18 protein-coding genes are annotated in these 22,632 nt (G+C 71.7%); 8 read left to right on the plus strand and 10 right to left on the minus strand.

Annotated features, from left to right (window positions below; all coding sequences use genetic code 11):
* Positions 1 to 3 precede the first annotated feature (3 nt).
* From RIN46_RS01595 to RIN46_RS01605, 3 genes are read left to right on the plus strand one after another with little or no spacing between them, the layout of a single operon-like run.
* Positions 4 to 1,002, plus strand: coding sequence for a sugar ABC transporter permease (locus tag RIN46_RS01595; RefSeq protein ID WP_309080541.1), 999 nt, complete (start codon positions 4 to 6; stop codon positions 1,000 to 1,002).
* Entirely contained in the window at positions 995 to 1,921 is a 927-nt protein-coding gene (locus tag RIN46_RS01600; RefSeq protein WP_309080540.1) for a carbohydrate ABC transporter permease, read from the plus strand. The genes RIN46_RS01595 and RIN46_RS01600 overlap by 8 nt, the downstream gene beginning before the upstream one ends.
* Positions 1,918 to 3,249 (plus strand): cytochrome P450, encoded by a 1,332-nt coding sequence (locus RIN46_RS01605; RefSeq protein WP_309080539.1) that lies wholly within the window; start codon positions 1,918 to 1,920, stop codon positions 3,247 to 3,249. Before RIN46_RS01600 ends, RIN46_RS01605 begins: the two co-directional genes overlap by 4 nt.
* Positions 3,250 to 3,341: 92 nt before the next feature.
* Here the strand turns inward: RIN46_RS01605 and RIN46_RS01610 are convergent, their stop codons facing one another.
* From RIN46_RS01610 to RIN46_RS01640, 7 genes are all read right to left on the minus strand, one after another.
* Positions 3,342 to 5,330: a DUF222 domain-containing protein gene (locus tag RIN46_RS01610; protein ID WP_309109432.1), complete on the minus strand. Its 1,989-nt coding sequence runs from the start codon at positions 5,328 to 5,330 to the stop codon at positions 3,342 to 3,344.
* Between the two features lie 395 nt (positions 5,331 to 5,725).
* A complete protein-coding gene (locus tag RIN46_RS01615; RefSeq protein ID WP_309081471.1) occupies positions 5,726 to 6,208 on the minus strand; it encodes a hypothetical protein in 483 nt (160 codons plus the stop codon).
* A complete protein-coding gene (locus tag RIN46_RS01620; protein ID WP_309081470.1) occupies positions 6,205 to 8,703 on the minus strand; it encodes a nitrate reductase in 2,499 nt (832 codons plus the stop codon). The genes RIN46_RS01615 and RIN46_RS01620 overlap by 4 nt, the downstream gene beginning before the upstream one ends.
* Positions 8,704 to 8,868: 165 nt before the next feature.
* Positions 8,869 to 9,549, minus strand: a complete 681-nt coding sequence (locus RIN46_RS01625; RefSeq protein ID WP_309081469.1) for an SRPBCC family protein — start codon at positions 9,547 to 9,549, stop codon at positions 8,869 to 8,871.
* Between the two features lie 245 nt (positions 9,550 to 9,794).
* Positions 9,795 to 11,411, minus strand: coding sequence for a polyketide antibiotic transporter (locus RIN46_RS01630; protein ID WP_309081468.1), 1,617 nt, complete (start codon positions 11,409 to 11,411; stop codon positions 9,795 to 9,797).
* The gene (locus tag RIN46_RS01635) at positions 11,408 to 12,367 is read right to left on the minus strand and encodes an ABC transporter ATP-binding protein (RefSeq protein WP_309081467.1); all 960 of its coding nucleotides are present in this window, start codon (positions 12,365 to 12,367) and stop codon (positions 11,408 to 11,410) included. The genes RIN46_RS01630 and RIN46_RS01635 overlap by 4 nt, the downstream gene beginning before the upstream one ends.
* Positions 12,367 to 13,107, minus strand: coding sequence for a TetR family transcriptional regulator (locus tag RIN46_RS01640; RefSeq protein ID WP_309081466.1), 741 nt, complete (start codon positions 13,105 to 13,107; stop codon positions 12,367 to 12,369). Before RIN46_RS01640 ends, RIN46_RS01635 begins: the two co-directional genes overlap by 1 nt.
* Positions 13,108 to 13,347: 240 nt before the next feature.
* Here RIN46_RS01640 and RIN46_RS01645 point away from each other — a divergent pair, with 240 nt between their 5' ends.
* Positions 13,348 to 14,397 (plus strand): hypothetical protein, encoded by a 1,050-nt coding sequence (locus RIN46_RS01645; protein WP_309081465.1) that lies wholly within the window; start codon positions 13,348 to 13,350, stop codon positions 14,395 to 14,397.
* Between the two features lie 15 nt (positions 14,398 to 14,412).
* Here RIN46_RS01645 and RIN46_RS01650 read toward each other — a convergent pair whose 3' ends face one another.
* Both RIN46_RS01650 and RIN46_RS01655 read right to left on the minus strand, forming a co-directional pair.
* Entirely contained in the window at positions 14,413 to 14,733 is a 321-nt protein-coding gene (locus RIN46_RS01650; protein WP_309081464.1) for a putative quinol monooxygenase, read from the minus strand.
* Positions 14,734 to 14,814: 81 nt separating this feature from the next.
* Positions 14,815 to 15,195 carry an MmcQ/YjbR family DNA-binding protein gene (locus RIN46_RS01655; RefSeq protein WP_309081463.1) on the minus strand — a complete coding sequence of 127 codons (381 nt, stop codon included), beginning with the start codon at positions 15,193 to 15,195 and terminating at the stop codon, positions 14,815 to 14,817.
* Between the two features lie 22 nt (positions 15,196 to 15,217).
* Here RIN46_RS01655 and RIN46_RS01660 point away from each other — a divergent pair, with 22 nt between their 5' ends.
* Positions 15,218 to 16,045, plus strand: coding sequence for a DUF1206 domain-containing protein (locus tag RIN46_RS01660; protein ID WP_309081462.1), 828 nt, complete (start codon positions 15,218 to 15,220; stop codon positions 16,043 to 16,045).
* A gap of 30 nt (positions 16,046 to 16,075) precedes the next feature.
* Here RIN46_RS01660 and RIN46_RS01665 read toward each other — a convergent pair whose 3' ends face one another.
* Complete coding sequence (locus RIN46_RS01665; RefSeq protein WP_309081461.1) at positions 16,076 to 16,525, minus strand: CoA-binding protein; 450 nt, start codon at positions 16,523 to 16,525, stop codon at positions 16,076 to 16,078.
* Between the two features lie 186 nt (positions 16,526 to 16,711).
* On the opposite strand from RIN46_RS01665, the gene RIN46_RS01670 reads away from it, so the two are divergent.
* Genes RIN46_RS01670 through RIN46_RS01680 form a run of 3 tightly spaced genes read left to right on the plus strand, consistent with a single transcriptional unit; the run spans position 16,712 to position 22,556 of the window.
* Positions 16,712 to 18,307: a DUF3375 domain-containing protein gene (locus RIN46_RS01670; protein WP_309081460.1), complete on the plus strand. Its 1,596-nt coding sequence runs from the start codon at positions 16,712 to 16,714 to the stop codon at positions 18,305 to 18,307.
* Positions 18,304 to 19,128, plus strand: coding sequence for a DUF4194 domain-containing protein (locus tag RIN46_RS01675; protein WP_309081459.1), 825 nt, complete (start codon positions 18,304 to 18,306; stop codon positions 19,126 to 19,128). Before RIN46_RS01670 ends, RIN46_RS01675 begins: the two co-directional genes overlap by 4 nt.
* On the plus strand, positions 19,128 to 22,556 hold the full coding sequence (locus RIN46_RS01680) for an ATP-binding protein (RefSeq protein ID WP_309081458.1): 3,429 nt from the start codon (positions 19,128 to 19,130) through the stop codon (positions 22,554 to 22,556). Before RIN46_RS01675 ends, RIN46_RS01680 begins: the two co-directional genes overlap by 1 nt.
* Positions 22,557 to 22,632 lie beyond the last annotated feature (76 nt).

The raw sequence follows: 22,632 nt of genomic DNA on the forward strand, positions 1-22,632 counted from the left end.
ACCATGGAGAATACTTCCGTCTCCGGTCCCGCCGCGGGTCTGCGCGCGCGGCGGGACCGCGCTGCGGACACCGTCGACTTCCCAGTCCGGCCGGGCCAGCGGCGAGCCCGCCGGCGACACGTCCGCAACGCACTGCTGTTCATCTCACCCTGGATCCTCGGCTTCCTGATCTTCACTGCCTGGCCGATCCTGTACAGCGGCTACCTGTCGCTGACGGACTACGACGTCCTGACCGACCCCAGTTTCATCGGGTTCGACAACTACGAGGCCCTCGCCGCGGATCCGAAGGTCGCCATGGCGTTGCAGAACACCTTCATCTTCGCGGCGATGTCCGTGCCGACCAACATCGTGCTGTCCCTCGGACTCGCGGTCCTGCTCCAGCGGACCATCAGAGCCCGCGGGTTCTTCCGTACCGCCTTCTACCTGCCCAACATGACCCCGCCCGTCGCAGTCGGCGTGCTGCTGCTCCTGCTCTTCAATGGCCACAACGGTCTGGTCAATGACGTGCTCGAGTTCTTCGGTATTCCCGGTCCGGCCTGGACCACCGACCCGACCTGGGTGAAACCGGGCCTGGTCCTGATGAGCCTGTGGACCCTCGGGGCCTCCGTCATCATCCTGCTCGCAGCGTTGAACAACGTTCCGCGAGACCTACTGGACGCCGCACGCGTCGATGGGGCAGGACCGGTCCGTCGCTTCGTCTCAGTGACGCTGCCGATGATCTCCAGCACCCTGTTCTTCTTGGTCATCGTCAACACGATCGCCGGCATGCAGTCCTTCACCGAGGCCTACACGGCCTACTTCGGCGCCGGCAACGACACCTACAGCAACGATGCTGCCCTGTTCTACGTGATCTACCTGTTCCGTCAGGCCTTCGAATTCCTCAACATGGGATTCGCCTCGGCGATGGCATGGCTGCTGTTCCTGATCATCATGGTCATCACCGCCGTTCAAATGGTGGTGGGCCGCCGGATGGTCTTCTATCAGGGGGAAGACGGTGGATAGTACGACGACGCTGCCTGCGGCAGTCCCAGAGTCCAAGACAGCCAGCCGAGCCGCGCAGGTCCGGGCGCGAGCCGACTTCCGCGCCCATCAGAAGGGCTGGCTGGGCCGCGGCCTGATCATCGCACTCCTCACGCTCGCGACCGTCGTCTTCGTCTACCCGCTCATCTGGCTGGTGAGCGCCTCGCTCAAGCCGCGCTCCGAGGTGTTCGACAACAAGCTCATCCCCGAGTCGCCGACCATCGAGAACTACATCACCATCTGGCAGGAAGCACCGCTCGCCCTGTGGATCGGCAACACGCTGCTCGTCACGGTGCTCGCCGCGGTAGCGGTCACGTTCAGCAGCGCCCTGGTGGCCTGGGGCTTCTCGTACTACCGGTTCCGCGGACGCGATGCGCTGTTCTTCCTCGTACTCGCCACCATGATGCTCCCCGGTGCCGTCACCATGATCCCCACCTTCCTCATCTGGGACGCCCTGGGACAGGTCGGAACACTGACGCCGCTGTGGGCGGGGAACTTGTTCGGCTCAGCGTTCTACATCTTCCTCATCCGTCAGTTCTTCCTGGATCTGCCCCGGCAGGTCTTCGAGGCCGCACGGATCGATGGCGCCACGGACTGGCAGATCTTCACCCGCATCGGCGTCCCGCTCTGCAAGCCTGCCCTGGTGGTGACGCTGCTCTTCGAGGCGCAGGCGGCCTGGACGGATCTCATGCGGCCGCTCATCTACCTCCGGGATTCCAGCACTTTCACGATCCCTCGCGGCCTGAAAGCCATGCTGGACCAGTTCGGATTCGCGGGCAACTGGCACTGGGAGCTGATCGTCACGGCCGGAGTCATTACCACCGTGCCGATGATCATCCTGTTCTTCATCGGGCAGCGGCACTTCATCGAGGGTGTCGCCACCACCGGAGCCAAATCATGACATCGATCCACCATGGAGCCACGATCCCGCATCTGCGGGCCCCGGACCTCGCGCCGGCATTCCTCTCCCGCGGTTACACGTTCATCGGGTGGCACTGTGACCGGCTCGGGACTAACGCCTTCACCGGTCGCCTACTCGGGCAGCAGACCCTGTTCCTGCGTGGAGCGGCGGCCGCCGAGCTGCTCTACACGCCCGGCCTCTTCCCCCGGCCTGGTGCGCTGCCGCGGTCTGCCGTCGTGCTCCTCCAGGACCGAGGAAGCGTCCAGACGCTGGAAGGCGAGCAGCATCGCCGACGGAAGCTGCTCTTCACCTCTCTGGCCCGCCCCGGCGAGACGCAGCGGTTGGCCGACCTCTTCGACGAGGAACTCGCCTCCGCTCTCCCCGCCTGGCGCGCAACCGGGCGCATCCGGCTCCACGACGAGGCAGTCCGCCTGGTGGGCCGGGCCGCAATTCGTTGGGCCGGTATCCAGACCGACGACACCGACATGGACCGGCGTGCGGCCGAACTCGGCGCCATGGTGGAGCATGCCGGGTCGGTCGGGCCGATGAACTGGGCGGCCCGACTCCGCCGACGCGGCACAGAAGCGTGGGCGCGGACCTTGATCTCCCGCACACGACACCACCTCGACGCGTCCGGGTCTGTCGACGGCACATTTCCTCTCGACGTGGTAGCCAGTCACGTCGAGGCCGACGGCGAGCGGCTGGACGAGGCGGTCGCAGCCATCGAGCTATTGAACCTGCTTCGCCCCATCGTCGCAGTGTCCCGCTTCATCGCGTTCGCAGCGGTAGCGCTCGACGCGCACCCACAGTGGAAGCGGACTCTCGCCGCTACGAGCGGTGCGGAGGCGCCCCACCCGCAAGCCGTCGACGCGCCCAACCGCGGAAGGGACGTCGACGACGCTGTCCTTCCGGCCGCCCGGCGCTTCGCCGAAGAAGTCCGGCGCACCACACCGTTCTTCCCCGCAGTCGCCGGCCTCGCCGCACGCGACTTCGCTTGGGAGGGAACCACATTTCCCGCGAGGACTCGCGTCATGGTCGATCTCTATGGAACGAACCATGATCCCCGCGTCTGGGAGGATCCACGTGCCTTCGACCCTGATCGGTTCGAACGGGTCAGCATCACCGCTGACAATCTGGTCCCGCAGGGGGCCGGGGAAGTCGAGGCTGGTCACCGGTGCCCTGGCGAGGCCATGACACTGGCGCTCATTCAGCGGGCCACGCTGGCTCTGGCCCGAATGGATCCCGTGCTTCCAGCTCAGGACCTATCCGTGGACCTTCGGCGGCTTCCGGCCCTGCCCGCGTCGGGAGTCATCCTCGATATCCACTGATTGGATCCGGTCTCCCCATTCGGTCGGACGTTCTGTGGTCGGTAGTGACGGCTCCACCTTGCCGGTCGTCAGGCCATCCGTCGATCCACCCATTAGAAGGGGATGGGTGTCGGTTCGGGTGGGTCGAGGGGCAGGAGTGCTGTCTGGTCGGCTGTTTCGGGGTGGAAGTAGGGGTTGCGCATCAGGGGCCTCTGCGGGTCGACGGTCGCCGGTGGCCTCCAGAGCGGGATGCCGGTGCTGGTGTCGATGTCCCAGGTGCTGTTGTCGGCCAGGGTGTGGTGGAACAGGCAGCACAGGGCCCCGTTGGACACGTCGGTGGCCCCTCCTTGGTGCCAGGGGATGACGTGGTGGGCCTCGCACCAGGTCGCCGGGACCGTGCAGCCGGGGAACGTGCAGCCCCGGTCGCGGATGGTCAGGGCGCGGCGCTGGGCTGCGGTGAAGGTCCGTTGGGCCCGCCCGAGGTCCAGGACCTGGCCCTGGCCGCCGAGCACGGCCGGCAGCACCGCCGCATCGCAGGCCAGTTCCCGCAGCTGCGCCGGCGGCATCATCGGGGTGTAGATGCCCCGGCTGATGGGCATTCGCCACGACGAACCACCCGACGACTCATCCGATAGCTCGCCCTGTGGGTCATCCGGTGAGTCGCCCGATGGACCGGGCCGGGCGGCCGGGCCGCTGAGCCCGTTGGACCCCTCGGTTCCGTTCGTCTGGTGCAGCAGGGTCTGGTGGTCGATGGTGACCATGACGACGGGGCGTTGGCCGCCGGTGGAGGGCAGCCGGTCCGTGGCCAACGCGATGTTCAGGGCGGCGAGGATCCCGTCGAGCTCCTGCTGCGCCCGCGACCGATCATCCGCGAGCGCGGCCCCCGGCTCGGGGAGGAAAGCCACCGGGACCGCCGAAGCACCGGGACCCGGACCGGGATCAGGGCCAGCGCCAGCGGCGCTGGCTCCGCTGGCGGTCGTCTCGCCGTCTCCGGCCGCGGAACCGCCATGATCCTTCTCGTGCTCGTGCTCGTGCTCGTGCCCGTACGCGTTCTCGTTCTCGTCGGCGTCGACGCCGCCCGGGCTGCTCGTGCCCGTCCGGTTCGCCTTCCCCGTGGCGGCCGTGGCGTCGACGCCGCCACCGGCGCTCGATCCCGCCCCGCCGGCCGCGGGTCCAAGCCCCTCGGCGGTCACGCCGGAGAACGGGCTGTCAACGGCAGATACGTCATGCCCGGCCGTGTCCGGGGCCCCACCACGGGGCCCGCCGGAAGACGTCCCCTCCGGTCCCGCCGCTGTCCCGTGCGGGGCCTCGTCGTTGTTGTTGCGGGTGGTGCGGGGGTTGGTGGCGGCGCCGGTGACGGTGCGGAGGATCTCGAACTGCGCGGTCGTGACGTTCAGATGGAACCGGTGCAATCCCTGCCGCCGGCCCTTGTAGAACAGTCCCTGCTGGGACTGCTTGACCGCCGCGGAGGGCTCGAGGCCGTCCTGGTCGATCGCGACCTCCCACTGCTGGGCCACGGCCTCGACAGTGCGCGGATCGAAACGCCGGGCCGCCTGCGCGAGGTTCTCCTCCATCGCCTCCCACATCCGCACCGCGTCCGGGCCGAGCTGGACGGCCCGCGGGGCCACCCGGTCCAGGCAGCGCACCGCGATCACCGCAGCCTCCGCGGAGACCTCCCCGGCGACAGCAGCCTCACCCAGATGCGGGTACCTCGGCACCAACACCTCACCGGTGAGCGCACGGCGGGGCAGCAACGACCCGGCCAGGTTCAGGCGCCGGTTCGTCTCGGTGGTCGTGACGCGTTCGGCGTGCCGGTACCAGTCCGCGGTGCTCTTGAACTCCGACAATCCCCGCCCCGTCCCGCCGGCCCCGGCCCCGGCGAGATCGGCCTCCTCCGCGACCCGCGCCCCCAGGACCCGCCCGAAATCCGTGCCCCGGCCCACACCCTCGAGCACGTGCACCAGCCGGGCCGCCGGACCCGGATCCCACGGACATTCGCAGACCGCCTCGGCCGTCTCCGCGAGAAGCTCCCGGACCACCACACCCAAAGCCTCCCACCGCTCCACCAGGCCAGAGCGCCCGAGCGTCGAGCCCACAGCCACCGCCGATACCCCGGCGGCGGACCCGTCAGAGGGAGAGTCTGCGGTCTCGGCGCCAGGAGCGGACGATACCGAAGGACCCGGCCACGGATCAGTCGACACGGCAGGACCGCCTGCCTCGACGGAGGACACAGGACCGGCAGAGGAGACCGCGGCGGGACCATCCGAAGCCGGCACCGTGCCGGTCGACACGGCAGAAACAGGCGCGGCATCTGCTGCTGCCGCAGACGCTCCGCCCGCCCCATCCACTCCACCGGTGAAATCCATACCTCCATCCTCGCCCGCCACCGGACTGGACGCCCGGACGGCCGGCACCACTGTGCACAGCAACGCCCGGCAACGGACCTGTGGAGGACAAGTCCACTACCGCAGCGGCCGGCCGCCGTCCTCGGGTGCAGTCAGGAGACCAGGATCTGCGTCGACGTCTCCTTGAGTTTCGCGTTGGCCCAGCGCATCTGGCGCAACGTGTCGGGATGGCACCGCTTGGTGACGTCCAGCAGATCGGTGTGCTTGATGCCCTGAGCGGCCTGCGCGAGCATCTCCCAGTCCGCAGAGACCCCGGATGCCTTTGTATACACCTCCCGGAGATCGATCAGCATCAGAAGCTCTGCCTTCGCCCTCCGCCCGATGAGTTCGCTCCCCTTCTCGAGCACATCGTGGAGCACACCCGATTCGCTGTCCGGCTCGGGGTTCAGGTCCTGACCGTAGCGCTGCCCGATCTCCGCGATCTCGCGAACGTGCCGATGCGACCAGCCGGCCAGATCCCGCGCCAGATGGTAGATCTCGTGATCGACCTTGTGCCGCTCGGACACGTGCAGCAGCTTCTTCGCCAACTCGTTCTCGGAGTGGTGGATCTCGTGCAGGACCAGTCCGATCTTCATCGCGCAGCTCCCTCCGTCGTCGCGCCACCGGCGGTCTCAGGGGAACGACGGCGGCCGCCGACTTCCTCGCTCGCCGTCGCCGAACCGTCCCCGACCGTGCGGGTGCCGAGGTCCGCAACAGGCGCAGACGCCGTCGTCGTCGGTGCCTTCGAGGGGCCGCTCCCGGCGGCGATCCGCTCGATGCGCGCGGCCGCCGTCTTGAAGATCGGCTGCTTCGAGGCCGGGTCCCAGTCGGTGATGGTCAGCTCGTTGGCCGCCCGGCCGGCGCCGTCCGGCTCGTGTCCGCCGGACGTGTCCCAGTAGCCGTAGTGGAACGGCAGGAACAGCGAGCCCGGGCGGATCCCGGTGATCCGCACCTGGGCCTCCACGCTCCCGCGCGGGCTGCTTACCCTCGCCAGATCGCCCTCGGCCAGTCCGGCAGCGTCGGCGTCGGACTCCGAGACCTCTACCCACACCTCGGGTGCGGCGTCCTGGAGCTGCGGCGCCCTCCCGGTCTTCGTCCGCGTGTGGAAGTGATAGAGCGTGCGCCCGGTCATGAGTTGCAGGGGGTAGTCCTCGCTCGGCAGCTCGTGCGGCGGCAGGTAGGCGGCGGCCTTGATCACGGCCTTGCCGGAGGGGTTCATGGACCGGTACTCGTCCGGTTCCAGCGGAGCCCCCGTCACCAGATCCCGGCCGTAGCTCTCGCAGTAGTCCGGCGCGCTCCAGAACTTCCCGTCCTGGTAGATGCGCTCGGTCCCGTCGGGATGCTCGTCGTTGCACGGCCACTGGACGCCGGACCCGCCGCGGAGCTTCTCGTAGGTGAGGCCGGTATAGTCGCACGGCCGCCCGCGCGTGCACTCCTTCCATCCCTCGAACGCACCCTCCGCGTCTGTCCACTTCACCAGCGGGTCGCCGTCCTTGTCCCGCAGATCGAGCCTGCGCGCGTAGTCGATGAAGATGTCCAGATCCGGCTTGGCCTCTCCCGGCGGGTCGACGGCCTTCTCCGAGAGGTGCACGGTGCGGTCCACGTTGGTGAACGTCCCGGTCTTCTCACCCCACGTCGCGGCGGGCAGGACGACGTCGGCCAGCTGGGCGGTCTCCGACATGAAGATGTCCTGGACCACCAGGAGCAGTCGCTCCTGCTGGAGGATCGAGCGGATGCGCTGGAGCTCGGGGAGCGAGACCGCCGGATTGGTCCCGCTCACCCAGAGGAGGCGGATGGAGCCGTCCTCCACATACCGCATCATCTGCATGACATGCGTGGGCGGCGAGTAGTGCGGGATGTCCATCGGCTCCACGTTCCACACCCGCGCGAGGTCCTTCACGTGTTCGTCGTTGGACCAATTGCGGAACGCCGGCAGATCGCCGTCGCCGCCGGCCTCCCGGGTGTTCTGAGCCGTGGGCTGGCCGTTCATCTGGAGGATGCCGCAGCCAGGCCTCCCCAGCATCCCGCGGATGATGTTGATGTTGTTGACCTGCACGGACGCCGCCGTCGCCTGGTTGGACTGGTAGAAGCCCTGCAGCACCGTGGAGAGCAGCCGCTCCGCCGTCCCCAGGATCCGGGCGGCCTCGCGGATCTGCTCCGCCGGCACGTCGCAGATACCGGAGACGTACTCGGGCGTGTACTCCTCGACCCGCTTCTGCAGCTCCTGGAACCCGACGGCGTGGGCTTCCACGTAGTCGTGGTCCACCCAGTCGTGGGCGACGATCTCGTGCAGCAGGCCGTTCATGAGCGCCACGTTCGTTCCGGGGCGGGGCGCCAGGTGGACGGTCGCCTGCTCGGCCACGCGCGTCGGTCGGGGGTCCACGCAGATGAGCTGCGGTGGGTTCGGTCCGGCCAGCCGGTCCAGGATCCGCATCCACAGCACCGACTGGGTCTCGGCCATGTTGTGCCCGTAGAGCGCGATCACGTCCGCGTGGTCGACGTCGGTGTAGGAGCCCGGCTGGCCGTCGCACCCGAACGACTCCTTGAGGGCGGCGGCCGCCGTCGCCGTGCACAGGCGCGTGTTGCCGTCCACGTGGTTCGTCCCCAGGCCGCCATGGGCGATGAGTCCGAGCGTGTAGTACTCCTCGGCGAACAGCTGCCCGGTCGTGTAGAAACCGAGGGCGCTGGGTCCCTGCTCGTCGAGCAGCTCGCGGGTCCGCCGGACGATCCGCTCCATCGCCGTGTCCCAGTCCGTCTCGACGAGCCGGCCGTTCTCCCGTACCAGTGGTCTGGTCAATCGATCGGGCGATGAGTTGGCCTGCCACCCGTAGAGGTCCTTCACTCCCAGCCGGCCGTGATTCACCCGGTCGGCCGCCCGTCCGCGGACCCCGGCGATCCTGCCGTCCTTCACGGCGACGTCGAGGGCGTCGCCGTTGGAGTGCAGGATCGACGCCGTCTGCACCCAGCAGTCGACGTCGCCGGGGGACAGTCCCTCCTCCAGGTGGGCGTCCACCCGGACGGGCCAGTCCTCTCCCGGCCCATAGGGGGTCCGGGAGCCCCAGGGCTGCGCAATCCTGTCCTTGCTCGTCATCGAGACCTCCTCGTTCGCTCCCCCGGCCGGCGGATCGGCGCCCGCCCCGGCCGCAGACGACGGCGGGGCGGCACCGGATGCTCTCCGGTGCCGCCCCGCCGTGGTCATCGATCCGCCGTCACAGGGTCCGATCGATGCCTGGTTCCCATCCTCGTCGCGCCGGCTCTACAGCCCCGCGGGACCGGCCGTTCCCGGCGTCGTGCCCGGCGTGCCGGAGCCACCTGCGGCACCCGGTCCGCCGGTCTCGCGGCCGCCGTGCACCTCGCCGCGCCAGCCGCCCTCGGCGCCCTGCTCCTCGACGAGTTCCTTGAAGCTCTTCAGATCCTTCTTCACCTGCAGATCGTCCAGACCGAGCTTCCCGCCGACCTTCTCCAGGAAGGTGGCGTCGTCCCAGGTGAACTCGACGTCGATGCGGGTGCCCTCGCGGGTCCGCGGTGCCTGCTGCGCCGTCTGGTCGTCGGTGCCCAGATCCGGGTCGAGCCCGCGCGCCGCGGCGCTGCCCTCGAGTCCGGCCATTCCGGGCCCGGAGTTCAGCGGATCGAGGGTCGAGTCGTCGGCGTCGCGCTCCACGATCTCGATCGGCTCGAAGGTGACGCGACCGCTGTGGCTCTTCCCGTCGACGCTCTCCCACGCGATGACCTGGTCCGGCACCTGGTCGGTGATGCGAGTGTCGAACTCGCGCTCGACCCCGCCGATCGAGGCGACCCAGTGGTTCGTCGTGTCGTCGACCTGGGTGACGCTCTCGACGGCACCCATGAACCGCGGGAACGACTCGAACTGGGTCCATTCGTTGTAGGCCGTCCGCACGGGGACGGCGACTTCGATGCTCTCGTTGACGGTTGCCATGATGCTCTCCTTCGATCGGGATTCGAGCTCTCTGCGCTGGTCTGCGGCTCCAGGCCCGCCAACGGGCCCGGACTTTCACGCTAGGTCCGGGTTCCCCTCCTGTGAACCCCGGCAGACTCCGAATCTGCTGGAAAGAACCTGAGCATCGCTTCCGTCCGGGCCGAGGGCCGCCCGACCCGGCAGGGCCCCGGCGCCAGCGTTCCCCGGAGCGGTGCGGCCGACGGTCCACCCAATGGTCCGTGCCGTCACAGTCGCAGGTCGCGCCTGCGGAAGAGGGCCAGTCCCGCCACGGCGAGGACGACGGCGGTTCCCGCACCGACGGCGAGCGGTGTCGCGTCGCCGTCGCCCGGCCCGGCGAGTGCCAGGGCGTCGATCATCCCGAACGGCTCGACGTCGAGGACCGCCTGGGGCAGCTCGAACAGGGGCCCGTACATTCCCACCACGAACACGACGATCAGCAGCGCCCACAGGGGCACGCTGCTCCAGCCGAGCCCGTAGAGGAGCATTGCCGCGGCGACCCAGCATGCCAGGAGCGGCCCGTACGCCAGCGCGGCGAGCGCGAACTCGCCGACGGCGGCGGCCCCGATCTCGGACGAGGCGCCCAGGCCCAGCCCGGCGCCGGCGACCACGAGCAGGAGGAGGCTCGCGCCGAGGTGCACCAGCAGGGGAGCCCCCGCCCACCGGGCGCGCGGCACCGCTGCGGCCAGGGCCAGCTCGGCCCGCCCGCCGGCCTCATCGGAGCGCAGCCGGTGCGTCGCCGCAAGCCCGTAGACGGCCACTGCCATTGCGAAGAACTTCAGGAAGGCGCCCATCGCCTCGGAGACCAGGTTCGCCATGGCCTCCTCGTCGGTTGGGTCGACACCGAGGACCGCGAGCAGCTGCGGCTGGGACGCCATCGTCTCGGCCATGGGGCCCGCGATCGAGCCGGTCAGCGCGCCGAAGACGAACAGGCCGACGGCCCACCACGTGATCCGCCCGCGCTCGAGCCGGAGCGTCAGCCCGACCAGCGTCCGCCCCGCGGCCGTGGCGCGGACCCGCCCACGACGGTCCGGCAGCAGGCCGGCGCCGACGTCGCGCCGTGCCTCCAGCGCGTACCCGAGCGCCGCACCGGCCACGGCGAGCGCGACGAGCAACAGGAGCGGCCACCAGCGCAGATCGACGAAGAGCCGCATCTGCTGGGCCCACCCGATCGGGGACGCCCAGGACAGGGCGCTGCCGCCGCGCTCCTGGGCATCGCCCACGGCGCGGAGGACATAGGCAGCCCCGAGCACGGCCCCGGCCATGCCGGAGGCCGCCCGGGCGTGGGAGCTGAGCTGCGCCGTCGTCGCGGCGATCCCGCCGAAGACGAGCCCGACAGCCGCCACGGCCGCTCCGAACGCCCACGAGTCCGCGGCGCCGAGGCCCGCGGCGAGGAGCGCCGCCGACAGCAGGGTCCCGACGACAGCGTTGGCGACGAGGAGCACCGTGAGGGCCGCGGCCAGCTGGGCGTGGCGGCCCAGCGGTGCGGCGCGCAGCAGCTCGGTGCGCCCGGCCTCCTCGTCGCCGCGCGTGTGCCGGACGACGAGCAGGAGGGACATGATGGCCACCGCGACGGCGAGGAGACCCAGCATCTCGTTCGCCATGAGAGCGCCGATCGTGTAATCGTCCAGGCCGTACCCGGGCCCGGCCATCATGGCACCGGCGGGCTCGGCCATCACCGCGGCGCGGGCCTGGAGACCGTCCGCCCCGAAGACGCGCGGCAGGACGAGCGCGGCGTAGGCGGCGAAGCCGGAGAGCAGCAGCGCCCAGACGAGGAGCCGCATGCGGTCCTCCTGGAGCATGGACCGGACCAGGCGTCCGGTCCCGACGAAGGTCGTGTTCATGCCCGGTGCGCCGCCTTCGTCCTGGCCGGGCCGCCGCCGCCGGTCCCGGAGCCATCACCGTCGCCGTGGCCGTCGCCGTTGCCGTAGTGGTGCACGAAGAGTTCCTCGAGGCTGGGCGGCGTGGCGGTGAGCGTCCGCACCTCGCGCCCCGCCAGCGCACCGACCACGGTGCCCATGGCGCCGTCGTCAACGGTGAAGCGGAGCCGGCCTGCGTCCGCGGTGAGTCCGTGCACCCCGGGCAGGGCCTGGATCTCCGCTGCGGGGACGTCGGCGTCGAGGAGGACGGTGCTGCGGGTCAGCCGGCGGAGCTCGGCGAGGGAGCCCGTCTGCACGTCGCGCCCGTCGCGGATGATCGTCACGCGCGAGCAGAGCGCCTCGACCTCGGCAAGGATGTGGCTGGAGAGCAGGACGGCGGTGCCGCGGTCGGCCGCCTGACGCACGGCGTCCTGGAAGACCAGCTCCATCAGCGGGTCCAGTCCGGAGGTCGGCTCGTCGAGGACGAGGAGGTCGACGTCGGACGCGAGGGCCGCCACGAGGGCCACCTTCTGGCGGTTGCCCTTGGAGTAGGTGCGCCCCTTGCGCGTGGGGTCGAGCTGGAAGCGCTCCAAAAGTTCGGCGCGGCGCGCCTCGTCGACGCCACCGCGGAGGAAGCCGAGCAGGTCGATGGCCTCCCCGCCGGTGAGCTTCGGCCAGAGGGTCACGTCGCCCGGGACGTAGGCCAGGCGGCGGTGGAGCGCGACGGCGTCGCGCCAGGGGTCGCTGCCGAAGAGCCGGGCCGTGCCGGCATCGGCGCGCAGCAGGCCGAGCAGGACGCGGAGGGCCGTGGACTTGCCGGCGCCGTTGGGTCCGAGGAAGCCGTGGACCTCGCCCGGCTCCACGCGCAGTCGGAGGCCGTCCAGAGCGCGGACGGCGCCGAAGTTCTTGACGAGGCCGTCGACCTCGATGATGGGTTCCATCAGTCCTCCTGCGGGGACGCGGCGGTGGCTCCGGCGGTGGATGCCCCGCCGGGTGACGTCGTGGGATCGGCAGCCGCTGCGGCGGTTCTGCCCTGATCGGCGCGGCCCGTGGCCTCCAGGTACGCGTCGAGCGTGTCCGTGCCGGCGTAGACACCGTGCGTGTAGAGCTCCACCATGGGCAGGCCGTGCTCCGCGATGTAGTGGTTCAGGAAGTCGGAGAGCCTCTCCGGGGAGAACTCGTCCCCGCCGTCCGCCGTGTAGAGGGTGAGGGCCAGGAGCGCCGAGCCGAACCCCATGACGGTCAGGGTGCGGGCACGGGCCTCCTCGTCGAGCGAGGGTTTCAGGAGCCCGCTGGCGACGCCGTCGGCGATCCAGACGCGGGCGTCGGAGACGAAGTGGTCGATCAGCCTGGCCGCAGCGGAGCCACCGGCCTGGAGACAGCGCAGGCAGTACGCGACAGGCACCGCGTACTCCTCGATCCGGCTCATCGCGGCCAACGACGCCAGCGCCCCGCCGGCAACGGACTCGCGCTTGGCGGTCAGGATGAGCTCGAGGACGTGCCCGTCGCAGGCCTCGCGCAGGCCCTCCTTGGAGCCGAAGTGGTGGTTGATCAAGCCAACGCTCACGCCGGCGGCCTGCGCGATCGAGCGCACGCTGACGGAGTAGCCGCGGCGGGCGATCTGCTCGATCGCCGCGTCCCGGATCCTCGCCCGCGTGGTCACGTCCTGCTCCGCCGCCACGTCGCCCCCTCTACTCTTCGCCCGACTCGTTCAGCCGCCCGACTCGCTCACTCCCTTGTGAACGGCCGCTCCCTTGTACCGCCGCCCCATTGAACTACCGCTCCACTGAACTACCGCTCCACTGAACGCTTGTTCAGGATGCTATACACGTGTTCAATCGTGGTCAAGGGATGGTTTCAATCCCGTCACGACTGCGCGCTGACCAGTGACGCAGGGCACTGCCTGCCTATGCTGGTGGGCATGGAGCGGAACCGGAGCAGTGAGCGGCCCCGCCGCGTTCGTCGTCGGACCCGGCCGTCGCGCGGCCGCCTCGCGGTCGCCGGCCTGGCCCTCCTCACGACGGCGGCCCTGACGGGCTGCGAGGTGCTGCCGGAGGTCTTCCCCAAGGCCTTCCCGAGCACCGAGGCCAGCGAGGCACCGCCGAGCGTCCGGGCGACGCCGGCGGCCGAGGGCGAGTGGAAGCAGGTGACCACGCAGGCCGGGGACATGTCCTTCGCCGTCCGCGCGGACTGGACCGTGCTCCCCGTCCCCGCGAACCAGACGAGCTCGACCACCGGGATCCCGGCCTACGAGGTCCTCGACAGCGAGGACCGCGTCCTGGCGACGCTCCAGCAGAATCCCGGCCGCGGGACCCGGACCGCCCTGCCGGGGTCGACCTTCACGCCGGTGGACACCGTCCCGGCACCCGACGTGACCTACCTCGGGGCGGGCGACACCGCCGTCGTACTGGATCTGACGACGCACCCGAACGCGGACTCGGTGCTCTCCTACGGGCTCACGAACGGCACGGAGGTCACGACGGCGGTGGCGCCGGGCGGGCACGTGCCGCTCGGCGGCGGGGTGCGCGGCTACCCGAAGCTCGCCGGGCCCCTGTTCTTCCAGGGGCGGGCGGACCTCGGCGCCGACGACTCCCCCACCCGGCAGGAGGACGCGCTCGCGCTGGCGGAGCAGTACGTGTTCACGCAGGAGTACGCCGACGTGGTGCACATGCTGCAGTCCCTGCGCTACCACCCGGAGCGCGCGACGCCGGCGGAGTGCGACGGCGCGGCCTTCCGGTTCGAGACCGTCAACGTGGACTGCGACTCGGTGCTGGACATCTACCACACGGCGCGGATCGCACAGGAGATCGACGCCCGCACCGGCTCGCTGGTGCGCGTGCGGGACCGCTGGCTCTGCCGACTCAAGGAGCTCGGCGCAGAGCTCGACGGGCTGCCGCCGGGCTACGGGATCGACGGCAAGTGCCGGCTCGAGGACGGGTACGGCACCTTCACCGCCCTCTGGAAGGAGTAGCCCGGCGCACCGGGATCAATCGACCCGGAGCTCGCCCATCGTGTCCCAGCCCTCGCCCTCGATCAGGCGGCTGACGATCCGCGGGGTCTCGGCGAGCAGCGGGCGCATGGTCTCGAGGCCCTGCTTGAAGTGATCGCTGGTCACGTGGGCCTCGCCGGCATCGTCCTTGAAGGCCTCGACTAGGACGAACTCATGCGGGTCCTCGACGCTGCGCGACCACTCGAACCAGAGGTTGCCCGGTTCGGCGCGCGTGGCCTCCGTGAACGCCCGGTTCTTCTCGATGAACGTCTCGGCTTCCTCCGGCTTGACCTTGTACTTCACCACGATGAAAATCATGCCCCCAGCCTAGGCCCGGCCGCCCCCGGGTTGCAGCGCGCCGGCACGTGAGGGCCGTGACACCCGCCGCGGCGTCGGGCCTCAGCCGCCGGCCAGACGCCGCCAGCCCAGCGCCTCGCGATCCGCCGCCGGCAGCGAGGCGACCACCAGGTCGTACGAGTCCTCGATCAGGTCGCCGACCATGTCCGCGGGCAGCGCGGGGCAGTCCACGGTCACCCAGTGGCGCTTGTTCATGTGATAGCCGGGCGTGATCGCCGCGTGCGCCGCGCGCAGCTGCTCGCCGAGCGCCGGGTCGACCTTCAGGTTCGCCGTGGTCCCGTCAGCCCACACGAGCGCGAACATCCTGGCGCGCCCACCCGAGCGGCCGCGGACCTTGTAGACGCGCGTGTCCGGCCCGAACGGCTGGTCCTCGAACGCGCCCGGCATCGCCAGCAGCAGTCGGCGCAGTGCAGCGGAGTCCACTCGCTCACTCTATGCTGTCCGCATGACCGGCACAGCCCCCTCCCAGCACGACTCGGACGACTCGAGGCCGGTCGCGGCGGCCCGCTCCGCCGCCCATGACGACCGCTTCGCCGCAGCGGCCCGGTCCGGCTACGCCACCAGCGGCCTGCTGCACCTGGTGCTGGGGTGGCTCACTGCGATCGTCGCCTCCGGCGGTAACGCGTCCGCCGACTACAGCGGCGCGCTCCGGGCCGTCGCCGCCCAGCCGTTCGGCGTCGTCGCACTCGCCATCGCCGGCGCCGCGTGCGCCCTGCTGGGGCTGTGGAACGCGGGCCGGGCGGTCTTCGGCCGGGACGGCGTGCGCAGCCGGCTCGGCGCGGCCGGCACGACGGCGGTCTACCTGGTCATCGGGGCCACGGTCCTGCGCTACGCGTTCGGGACGCGCAGCAGCGCGGCGCAGTCCACGCGGAGCCTCTCCGGGGAGCTGATGACGAACCCCTTCGGCTCGGCGCTGCTCATCGCCACGGGTCTGGTCATCCTGATCGTCGCCGGCTACCACGTCTTCAAGGGAGTGGCGCGGAAGTTCCTGGACGACCTCAAGGGCCTGCCCAACACCCCGGTGCTCGGGACCGTGACACTGCTCGGGACCGCCGGCTACGTCGCCAAGGGGCTGGTGCTCGGCGCGCTGGGACTGCTGTTCATCGTCGCCACCGTGCAGCACGACCCGTCCGACTCCAGCGGGCTCGACGGCGCTGTGCAGGCCGTGCGCGACCAACCCTTCGGCCCGTCGATCCTGCTCGGACTGGCGGTCGGGCTGGTCCTCTACGGCGCGTACCAGATCGTGCGCGCTCGGTACGACACGATGGAATGAGCGCCCCGCCGGAGCGGGAGCCCGGCGCCGCTACAGCCCCAGCCGCGGCGCCTCGATCAAGGGGCACGTGTCCATGACGACGTCGAGCCCGGCCGCCCGGGCGCGCTCCGCGGCCGCGTGGTCCACCACGCCGAGCTGCAGCCACACCGCGGAGGCCCCCGCGGCGATCGCCTGGTCCACCACGTCGCCGACCCGCTGCGAGTTCACGAAGCAGTCGACGACGTCGATCCGGCCCGGGACGTCCGCGAGCCGCCGGTAGCCCGGCTCGCCCAGGACGTCCTCGCCGGCGAGGTTCACCGGGACGATCTCCATCCCGCGGGCCTCGCGCAGCCAGCGCGCCACTCCGGGCGCCACCCGCCGCGGATTGGCCGTGAGTCCCACCACGGCCCACCGGCCGGGCGTGGTGAGGAGCCGGCGGACGACGGCGTCGTCGCTGCCGGGCCAGCGGTCGTGAGCCCCGTCTCCTGCTGCAGCATCCATGCGCCCAGCGTAGGCCTCCCGGCGGGCGCGGGGCAGCCCAGGGGGCGGCCCGCGTTCAGGCCGGTGCCCTAGAATCGGGTGCCGCTGTCACGTTCCTCCATCCCGCTGCCCAGTCCCGCCGCCACATTCCCCGGCCCGCCCCCCGTTTCCCCCGTTCCCGCCGCCCCTCCTCGCAGAAAGTGCCGCATGCTCCCCACCCACCCCGCTGCCTCCGCCTGGGCCGACCAGCTGGAGTTCCGCGAGTCCGCCGGGTGGAGGCTCCTCTCCGCGGCGCCGTGGGTGGCCGCGTTCCTGCGCACCGAGTTCGGCACCGCCTCCCCGCGCGTGGGGCTGGAGCCCTTCCACGCGTCGCTGGACGCGTTCCTGAAGCACCTGCGCGCGCAGACGCCCGCCGTCGTACTGAACGAGTCCTGGCAGGCGCAGCAGTACGCCGACTCCTGGGTGCGCTCCGGGTTCCTGGCGCGGCCGCTGGTCGAGGGGCGGTTCGTCTACGAGCCGACCGCGCACACCGCACGGGTCCTGCGCTTCCTCGACGCCGTGGCCGGCTCCGGCACCAACCTGAACTCGTCCCGACTGAGCACACTGCTCACCAGCCTCGAGTCGCTGGCCCACGAGACCGACCCGGACCCGCAGGCGCGCATCCGCCAGCTGGAGGCGGAGATCGCCGAGCGCCAGGCCCGCCTGGACGCCCTGCGCAGCGGCGAGGAGCCGGCGATGCTCCCGCCGGACAGCGCGCTCGCGGCCGCCCGCAGCATCCTGGATCTCGCCGCGGACCTGCCGGCGGACTTCAAGCGCATGCGCGACGGCGTGCACCGGATGCTCCACGGGATCCGGCAGGAGATCATGGAGTCCTCGGTCACCAAGGGCGTCGCGGTCGGCCAGGTGCTCGAGGGCGACCGGCGGCTGCGCTCCACGCCGGAGGGCGAGACGTTCCGCGGGTTCACCGCGTTCCTGAACGACCCGCAGCAGCAGGCCCGCTTCCGGCAGGCCGTCAACGACATCCTGGAGCGCGGCTTCGTCGACGAGCTCTCCCCCGGGGAGCGCCACACGATCGCGAACCTCCTGCGCGAGTTGCGCCGCCAGGCGTCCGAGGTCCACGCGACCTACGGCAAGCTCTCCGAGTCGTTGCACGCCTACGTGCAGTCGGACGAGCTGCGCGAGTCGGAGCAGCTGCGCCGGGCGATCCGCACGGCCGAGCTGGCCGTCGCGAAGTCCGCGGCCCTGCGCCCGCGCACCGCGGTCGCGCCGCTGCGCCTGTACGCCCCGGAGTTCGCGACGCTCTCCGGGCTCGGGATCTTCGACCCGGCCGAGCACGTCGCGCCGCCGCGCCTGGCCGAGCCGCCCGCGCTGAGCGCCGCCGACATCCACCGCACGCCGTCCACCCCGCCGGCGGACGCGGAGGCGCTGCGCACCGCCGTCGTCCGGGCGCTGGTGCGCGTCGCCACCGCGGAGGGGACGGACGGCACGACGGCGGAGGCCGGGGCGGGTGCGGCGCCCGCGGTCACGCTGGGCGAGGTCCTCGATCAGCTCGGCGCCGAGCACCGGCACCTGAACTCGGTGCGCTACCTCGTGGAGCTGGCGCGCACGTCGGCGCCCGGCAGCGCCCACCGGGGCGTCGCGGACGGGTCCGGCGGCGAGGCGGAGACCGTCGTGGCCGGCGAGCTCGACGCCACCCGCTACCAGCGCATCTCCATCCGCCAGATCGACGGCACGGGGCGCACCGCGTACCTGCCCGTGGTCACCTACACGATGTCCGGAACCGAGACCGAGGAGTCCGCATGAGCAGCCCCACCACCGCGCACAGCGTCGATCCGGAGGCCGCCGGTCCCCGGAGGACCGGAGGGCGCGACGACGTCGTCGGACCCCGCGGTACCGGCCGCACTGTGGGGCGCGCCGAGGCCGGGGGCGCCGCGGCCGGGAGCGCCGCCAAGGGCGCCGCCGAGGCGAGGGGCCAGGCCGCCGAGACGCGCCTGTTCGACGGGGACACGGGCCGCTTCGAGCTGCCGCTGCGCCAGGCCCTGGTCCGCCTGCTGCGCGGCCCCTACCTGGACGGGACGGCGGACGCCCGGCTGTGGCAGCTGGTGCTGGACCGGCGTGCCGAGATCGCCGCCTACGTCTCCGAGCTGTTCCTGCGCCTGGAGATCGACGCCGAGCGGAAGATCGCCCTGCTCACCCCGGTGGAGGTCGACGCCCCGCACACCACGGCGATCGCCCCGCGCAAGCCGCTCAAGCGGGAGGAGACGCTGCTGGCGCTGCGGCTGCGCCTCATGCTGGACCGGCACGCCGGCACCGGCACGGACCCGGTGATCTCGCGCGCCGGCGCCCGCGACATCCTGGAGGAGCACCGCCAGCCCGGGGCGGTGGACGACAAGCGGCTCGAGGAGCTCACCGACGCCTCGCTGGCGCGGCTCCTGGCCCTGAAGCTGATCCTGCCCACCGAGCTGCCGGACGAGTACCGCGTCTCCGGGGCGCTCGCCCTGGCCCTGCCCTTCGCCACGGTGGACGGGATCCCGGCCTACATCACGGCGATCGAGCGCGGCGACGCCGCCCTCGATCTCGAGCCGGACCTCGAGACGGCCCCGGCCGGACACGAGGAGGCGTAGTGGGCATCGAGTACACGCTTCCCCTTGGCGAGGCCGTCAACCCGGGCCAGCACCGGCTCGCCCGGATCCAGGTGGTCAACTGGGGCACGTTCCACGGCCGCCACGAGCTCTACGTGGACCGCAGCGGCACCTTGCTCACCGGGCACCCGGGCGTCGGCAAGTCCACGCTGTTCGATGGGATCGGGCACATCTTCCACGCGGTCCCGCGCCTGAACGAGTCGGCCCACGAGGCCTCGAGCCGCCGCGACCGCCGCACCACCTACTCCTACATGCGCGGCCGCCAGTTCAAGACGTCCGACGGCGTGGTCGCCCAGCGCCCCGGCGCCACCTGGAGCGCCATGGCCCTGGTCTACGAGGACGGCCTCGGCGGCCAGACCTGCATCGCCGCGCTGTTCGACCTCCCCGCCAACGGCCTCGAGGGCCAGGTCGGCAAGCACTACGCGATCGGCGACCGCCCCCTGGACACGGCGGCCCTGGAGGACCACGGTCCGCGCCGCTTCTCGCCGTCGAGCCTGTCCAAGGCGCTGCCCGGTTTCGACGTCTACGACACCCACAAGACGTTCGCCGAGCGGTTCCGGCGCCGCCTCGGGATCGACCACGACAAGGCGTTCAGCCTCCTGCGCACGCTGCAGAACGGCAAGGGCCTGGACCGCGGCGTCAACCAGTTCTTCCGCCACGAGGTGCTCGAGGTCCCCGGGACGCTCGCCGCGGCCGCCGGCGCCGTGGAGGACTTCTCCCACCTGCGCGGCATCCACCGCCAGCTGGAGGAGGCCCGCGCCCAGCGCGACGCCCTCGAGCTGGTGCCCGCCCAGTACGCCCGCTACCGCGAGCTGCTGGCGGAGCGCACGGCACTGGGCCGGGCGTACGACGTCGTCCTGCCGCGGGTGCGGGCCGCCCAGACCGCGGAGGTGCTCGGGCACGAGACCGCGCGTCTCGAGGGCGATCTCGCCGCGCGGCGCACCGGGATCGCGGACGCCGCGGCCGCCAAGGAGCGGCTCGACGAGCGGGTGCGGTCGCTCCAGGAGCAGCACGACGCCCACGGCGGGCAGGCCGTCCGCACGCTCGAGCGCGAGCTGGAGGCGGCCCGGGCCCGGCTGGCCGAGCGGGAGAAGACGGTCGCCAAGCTGATCGCGGAGGCCGAGGCCGCCGGGGTGAACCTGGCCTGGTCGGCGTCCGGACTGGACGCGATGCGGCGCGAGGCGGCGGTCAGCGGCGAGCGGCTGGAGTCGATCGCCGCGGACACGCGCACGCTCGAGTACGAGGCGATGGCCAAGGTGATGGCCGCCCGCGACGAGCTGCGGCAGCTGCGCGCGGACATCGAGTCCTACCGCCGCCGCGGCTCCAACATCGACGACCGCTCCGCGACGGCCCGGCGCACCATCTGCTCGGTCACCGGGCTGGACCCGGAGCAGCTGCCGTTCGGCGGCGAGCTGATGGACATGGCCCCGGACGCCGGCGCGTGGCGCCCGGCGGCGGAGAAGGCGCTGCGGTCGCTGGCGACCACGCTGCTGGTGCCGGGCGAGCACCTGGCCGCGGTCACCCGCGCGATCGACGGCGGGGCCGTGGACTCCGTGCCCGGCATGGGGCGGCTGCGCTGGGTGGACGTCTCAGTGGCGCCGCGCAGCGCCGAGGCGCGCCCGGCGGATCTGGTGACCAGGCTGGAGTTCAAGGAGGGTGCGGCCGGAGCCTGGCTGCGCGCCAAGATCACGGCCGACCACGCGTTCGTCTGCGTGGAGGACGACGCCGAGCTGCACGGGCACGACCGCGCGATCTCGCTGGCCGGGACCCTGAAGACCGGCCGCGGGGCGTTCGAGCGGGACACGCGGCCGCTGCCGGCGTCCGACTACCTGCTCGGCTTCACCAACGAGGAGAAGATCGCCCAGCTCGAGGGCGAGGCCGCGGAGCTGGAGTCCCGGCGGCTCGAGGCGGAGGGCGTGGCCGACGAGCGCAGCCGGTCCACGCAGGACCTGGCCGCCCGGGTGCGCGCCCTCAAGGCCCTCGCCGGGGACACCCGCGACTTCGCGCAGCTCGACGCCGCCCCGGCGCGGGCCGCCGTCGAGGAGCTGGAGGCACGGATCACCGATGCGATGGGCGCGTCCGACGACCTGGCGTCCGTGCGTGAGGCGCTGGATGCGGCCCGCGCCGAGCTGGAGTCCACGGTCGGCCGGCTCGCGGTGCTGCGCAGCGACGCGGACGCGCTGGAGCGGGCGGCCGCGCGGGCGCGCCGGCAGCTCGAGTCGGCTGCGGCCACCGTTCCCGGGGCCGGCTCCGATCGGCCGGGCACGACGTCGGACTCGGCCCCGTCCGCCGACAGCACCGGCGAGCGCAGCCCCGAGGACACCGGGGACGCCGAGGAGTCCACGACGGCGCCGGTCACGGAGCAGGAGCAGGCGGCGCTCCTGGAGCGCTTCGCCGCCCTGGCCGAGGCGACGGACGTCGCCGAGGTGGAGGCGGCGGCGTCGAACGCGGCGCTGGTCCTGACGGAGGAGCTCGGCCGGCTGCGCCAGCGGATCTTCGGCGCCGAGGCGGAGCTCTCGGAGACGTTCCGGCAGTTCGCGCGCGACTTCGGCCCCGGCGCGGCCGCGTCCTACGGGACCGGGGCCGAGGCAGCTCCGCAGTACGTCGAGCTGTACCAGTCGATCGTGGACGAGGGCCTGCCGCAGCGCGAGGACGAGTTCCGCGAGTACTTCTCCAACCGCTCCTACGAGCGCTTCTCCGACCTGCTGCAGCTGCTCGAGGAGGAGCGACGCGCGATCGCCGAGCGCATCGAGCCGCTGAACCAGATCCTCTCCGACGTCCCGTTCGAGCAGGGCTCGCGCCTGCGGCTGGAGCTGACGACGACGGTGCCGGACGAGGCGCGCACGTTCCGGGCCGAGCTGAAGGAGGCCCTCGGCAACGCGTACGCGCCGGCGACCGACGGTGCGCAGCTCACGGCGCGCTACGAGCAGCTGGAGCGGCTCGTGGACGCGCTGGACGATCCGGGCCGGGCGGCCTGGCGGGACACCGTGCTGGACGTGCGCCGGCACGTGACCATCGGCTGCAACGAGCACAAGGCCAACGGCGAGGTGGAGACCGGGCTGGAGCCGGGCACGCTGTCCGGCGGCGAGGGGCAGCGCTTCACGTCCTTCATCATGGGGGCGGCGCTCGCCTACCAGCTCGGCTTGGCCACGCAGGGCTTCACCACCTACGGGACCGTGATGATCGACGAGGCCTTCATCCAGGCGAACTCCGACTACGCGGCGGCGGGCATCAACGCGCTGCAGGAGTTCGGCTTCCAACTGCTGCTGGCGGCGCCGGAGGACAAGGTGGATCTCGCCAAGCACCTGGGCTCCATCACGGACATCGTCAAGCACCCGGCGTCGAACGTCTCCGGGTTCGTGGCGACGGGCCTGTCGCCGGCGGTCGCGACGGACATCGTCCTGCGCTGAGGAGGCGCCCACAGACGGCGGGCCGGGTGCCCAGAACCTCCAGATGTGACCCTTGACACGTGTTAGTGAAGCGCGT

This window comes from Zhihengliuella sp., assembly GCF_031178195.1.
Classification (GTDB): Bacteria; Actinomycetota; Actinomycetes; order Actinomycetales; family Micrococcaceae; genus Zhihengliuella.

Coding starts and splice junctions, on each gene's coding strand:
- RIN46_RS01595 (WP_309080541.1), top strand. CDS start 4: ATGGAGAATACTTCCGTCTCCGGTCCCGCCGCGGGTCTGCGCGCGCGG.
- RIN46_RS01605 (WP_309080539.1), top strand. CDS start 1,918: ATGACATCGATCCACCATGGAGCCACGATCCCGCATCTGCGGGCCCCG.
- RIN46_RS01615 (WP_309081471.1), bottom strand. CDS start 6,208: ATGAAGATCGGACTGGTCCTGCACGAGATCCACCACTCCGAGAACGAG.
- RIN46_RS01620 (WP_309081470.1), bottom strand. CDS start 8,703: ATGACGAGCAAGGACAGGATTGCGCAGCCCTGGGGCTCCCGGACCCCC.
- RIN46_RS01625 (WP_309081469.1), bottom strand. CDS start 9,549: ATGGCAACCGTCAACGAGAGCATCGAAGTCGCCGTCCCCGTGCGGACG.
- RIN46_RS01630 (WP_309081468.1), bottom strand. CDS start 11,411: ATGAACACGACCTTCGTCGGGACCGGACGCCTGGTCCGGTCCATGCTC.
- RIN46_RS01635 (WP_309081467.1), bottom strand. CDS start 12,367: ATGGAACCCATCATCGAGGTCGACGGCCTCGTCAAGAACTTCGGCGCC.
- RIN46_RS01645 (WP_309081465.1), top strand. CDS start 13,348: ATGGAGCGGAACCGGAGCAGTGAGCGGCCCCGCCGCGTTCGTCGTCGG.
- RIN46_RS01650 (WP_309081464.1), bottom strand. CDS start 14,733: ATGATTTTCATCGTGGTGAAGTACAAGGTCAAGCCGGAGGAAGCCGAG.
- RIN46_RS01660 (WP_309081462.1), top strand. CDS start 15,218: ATGACCGGCACAGCCCCCTCCCAGCACGACTCGGACGACTCGAGGCCG.
- RIN46_RS01665 (WP_309081461.1), bottom strand. CDS start 16,525: ATGGATGCTGCAGCAGGAGACGGGGCTCACGACCGCTGGCCCGGCAGC.
- RIN46_RS01670 (WP_309081460.1), top strand. CDS start 16,712: ATGCTCCCCACCCACCCCGCTGCCTCCGCCTGGGCCGACCAGCTGGAG.
- RIN46_RS01675 (WP_309081459.1), top strand. CDS start 18,304: ATGAGCAGCCCCACCACCGCGCACAGCGTCGATCCGGAGGCCGCCGGT.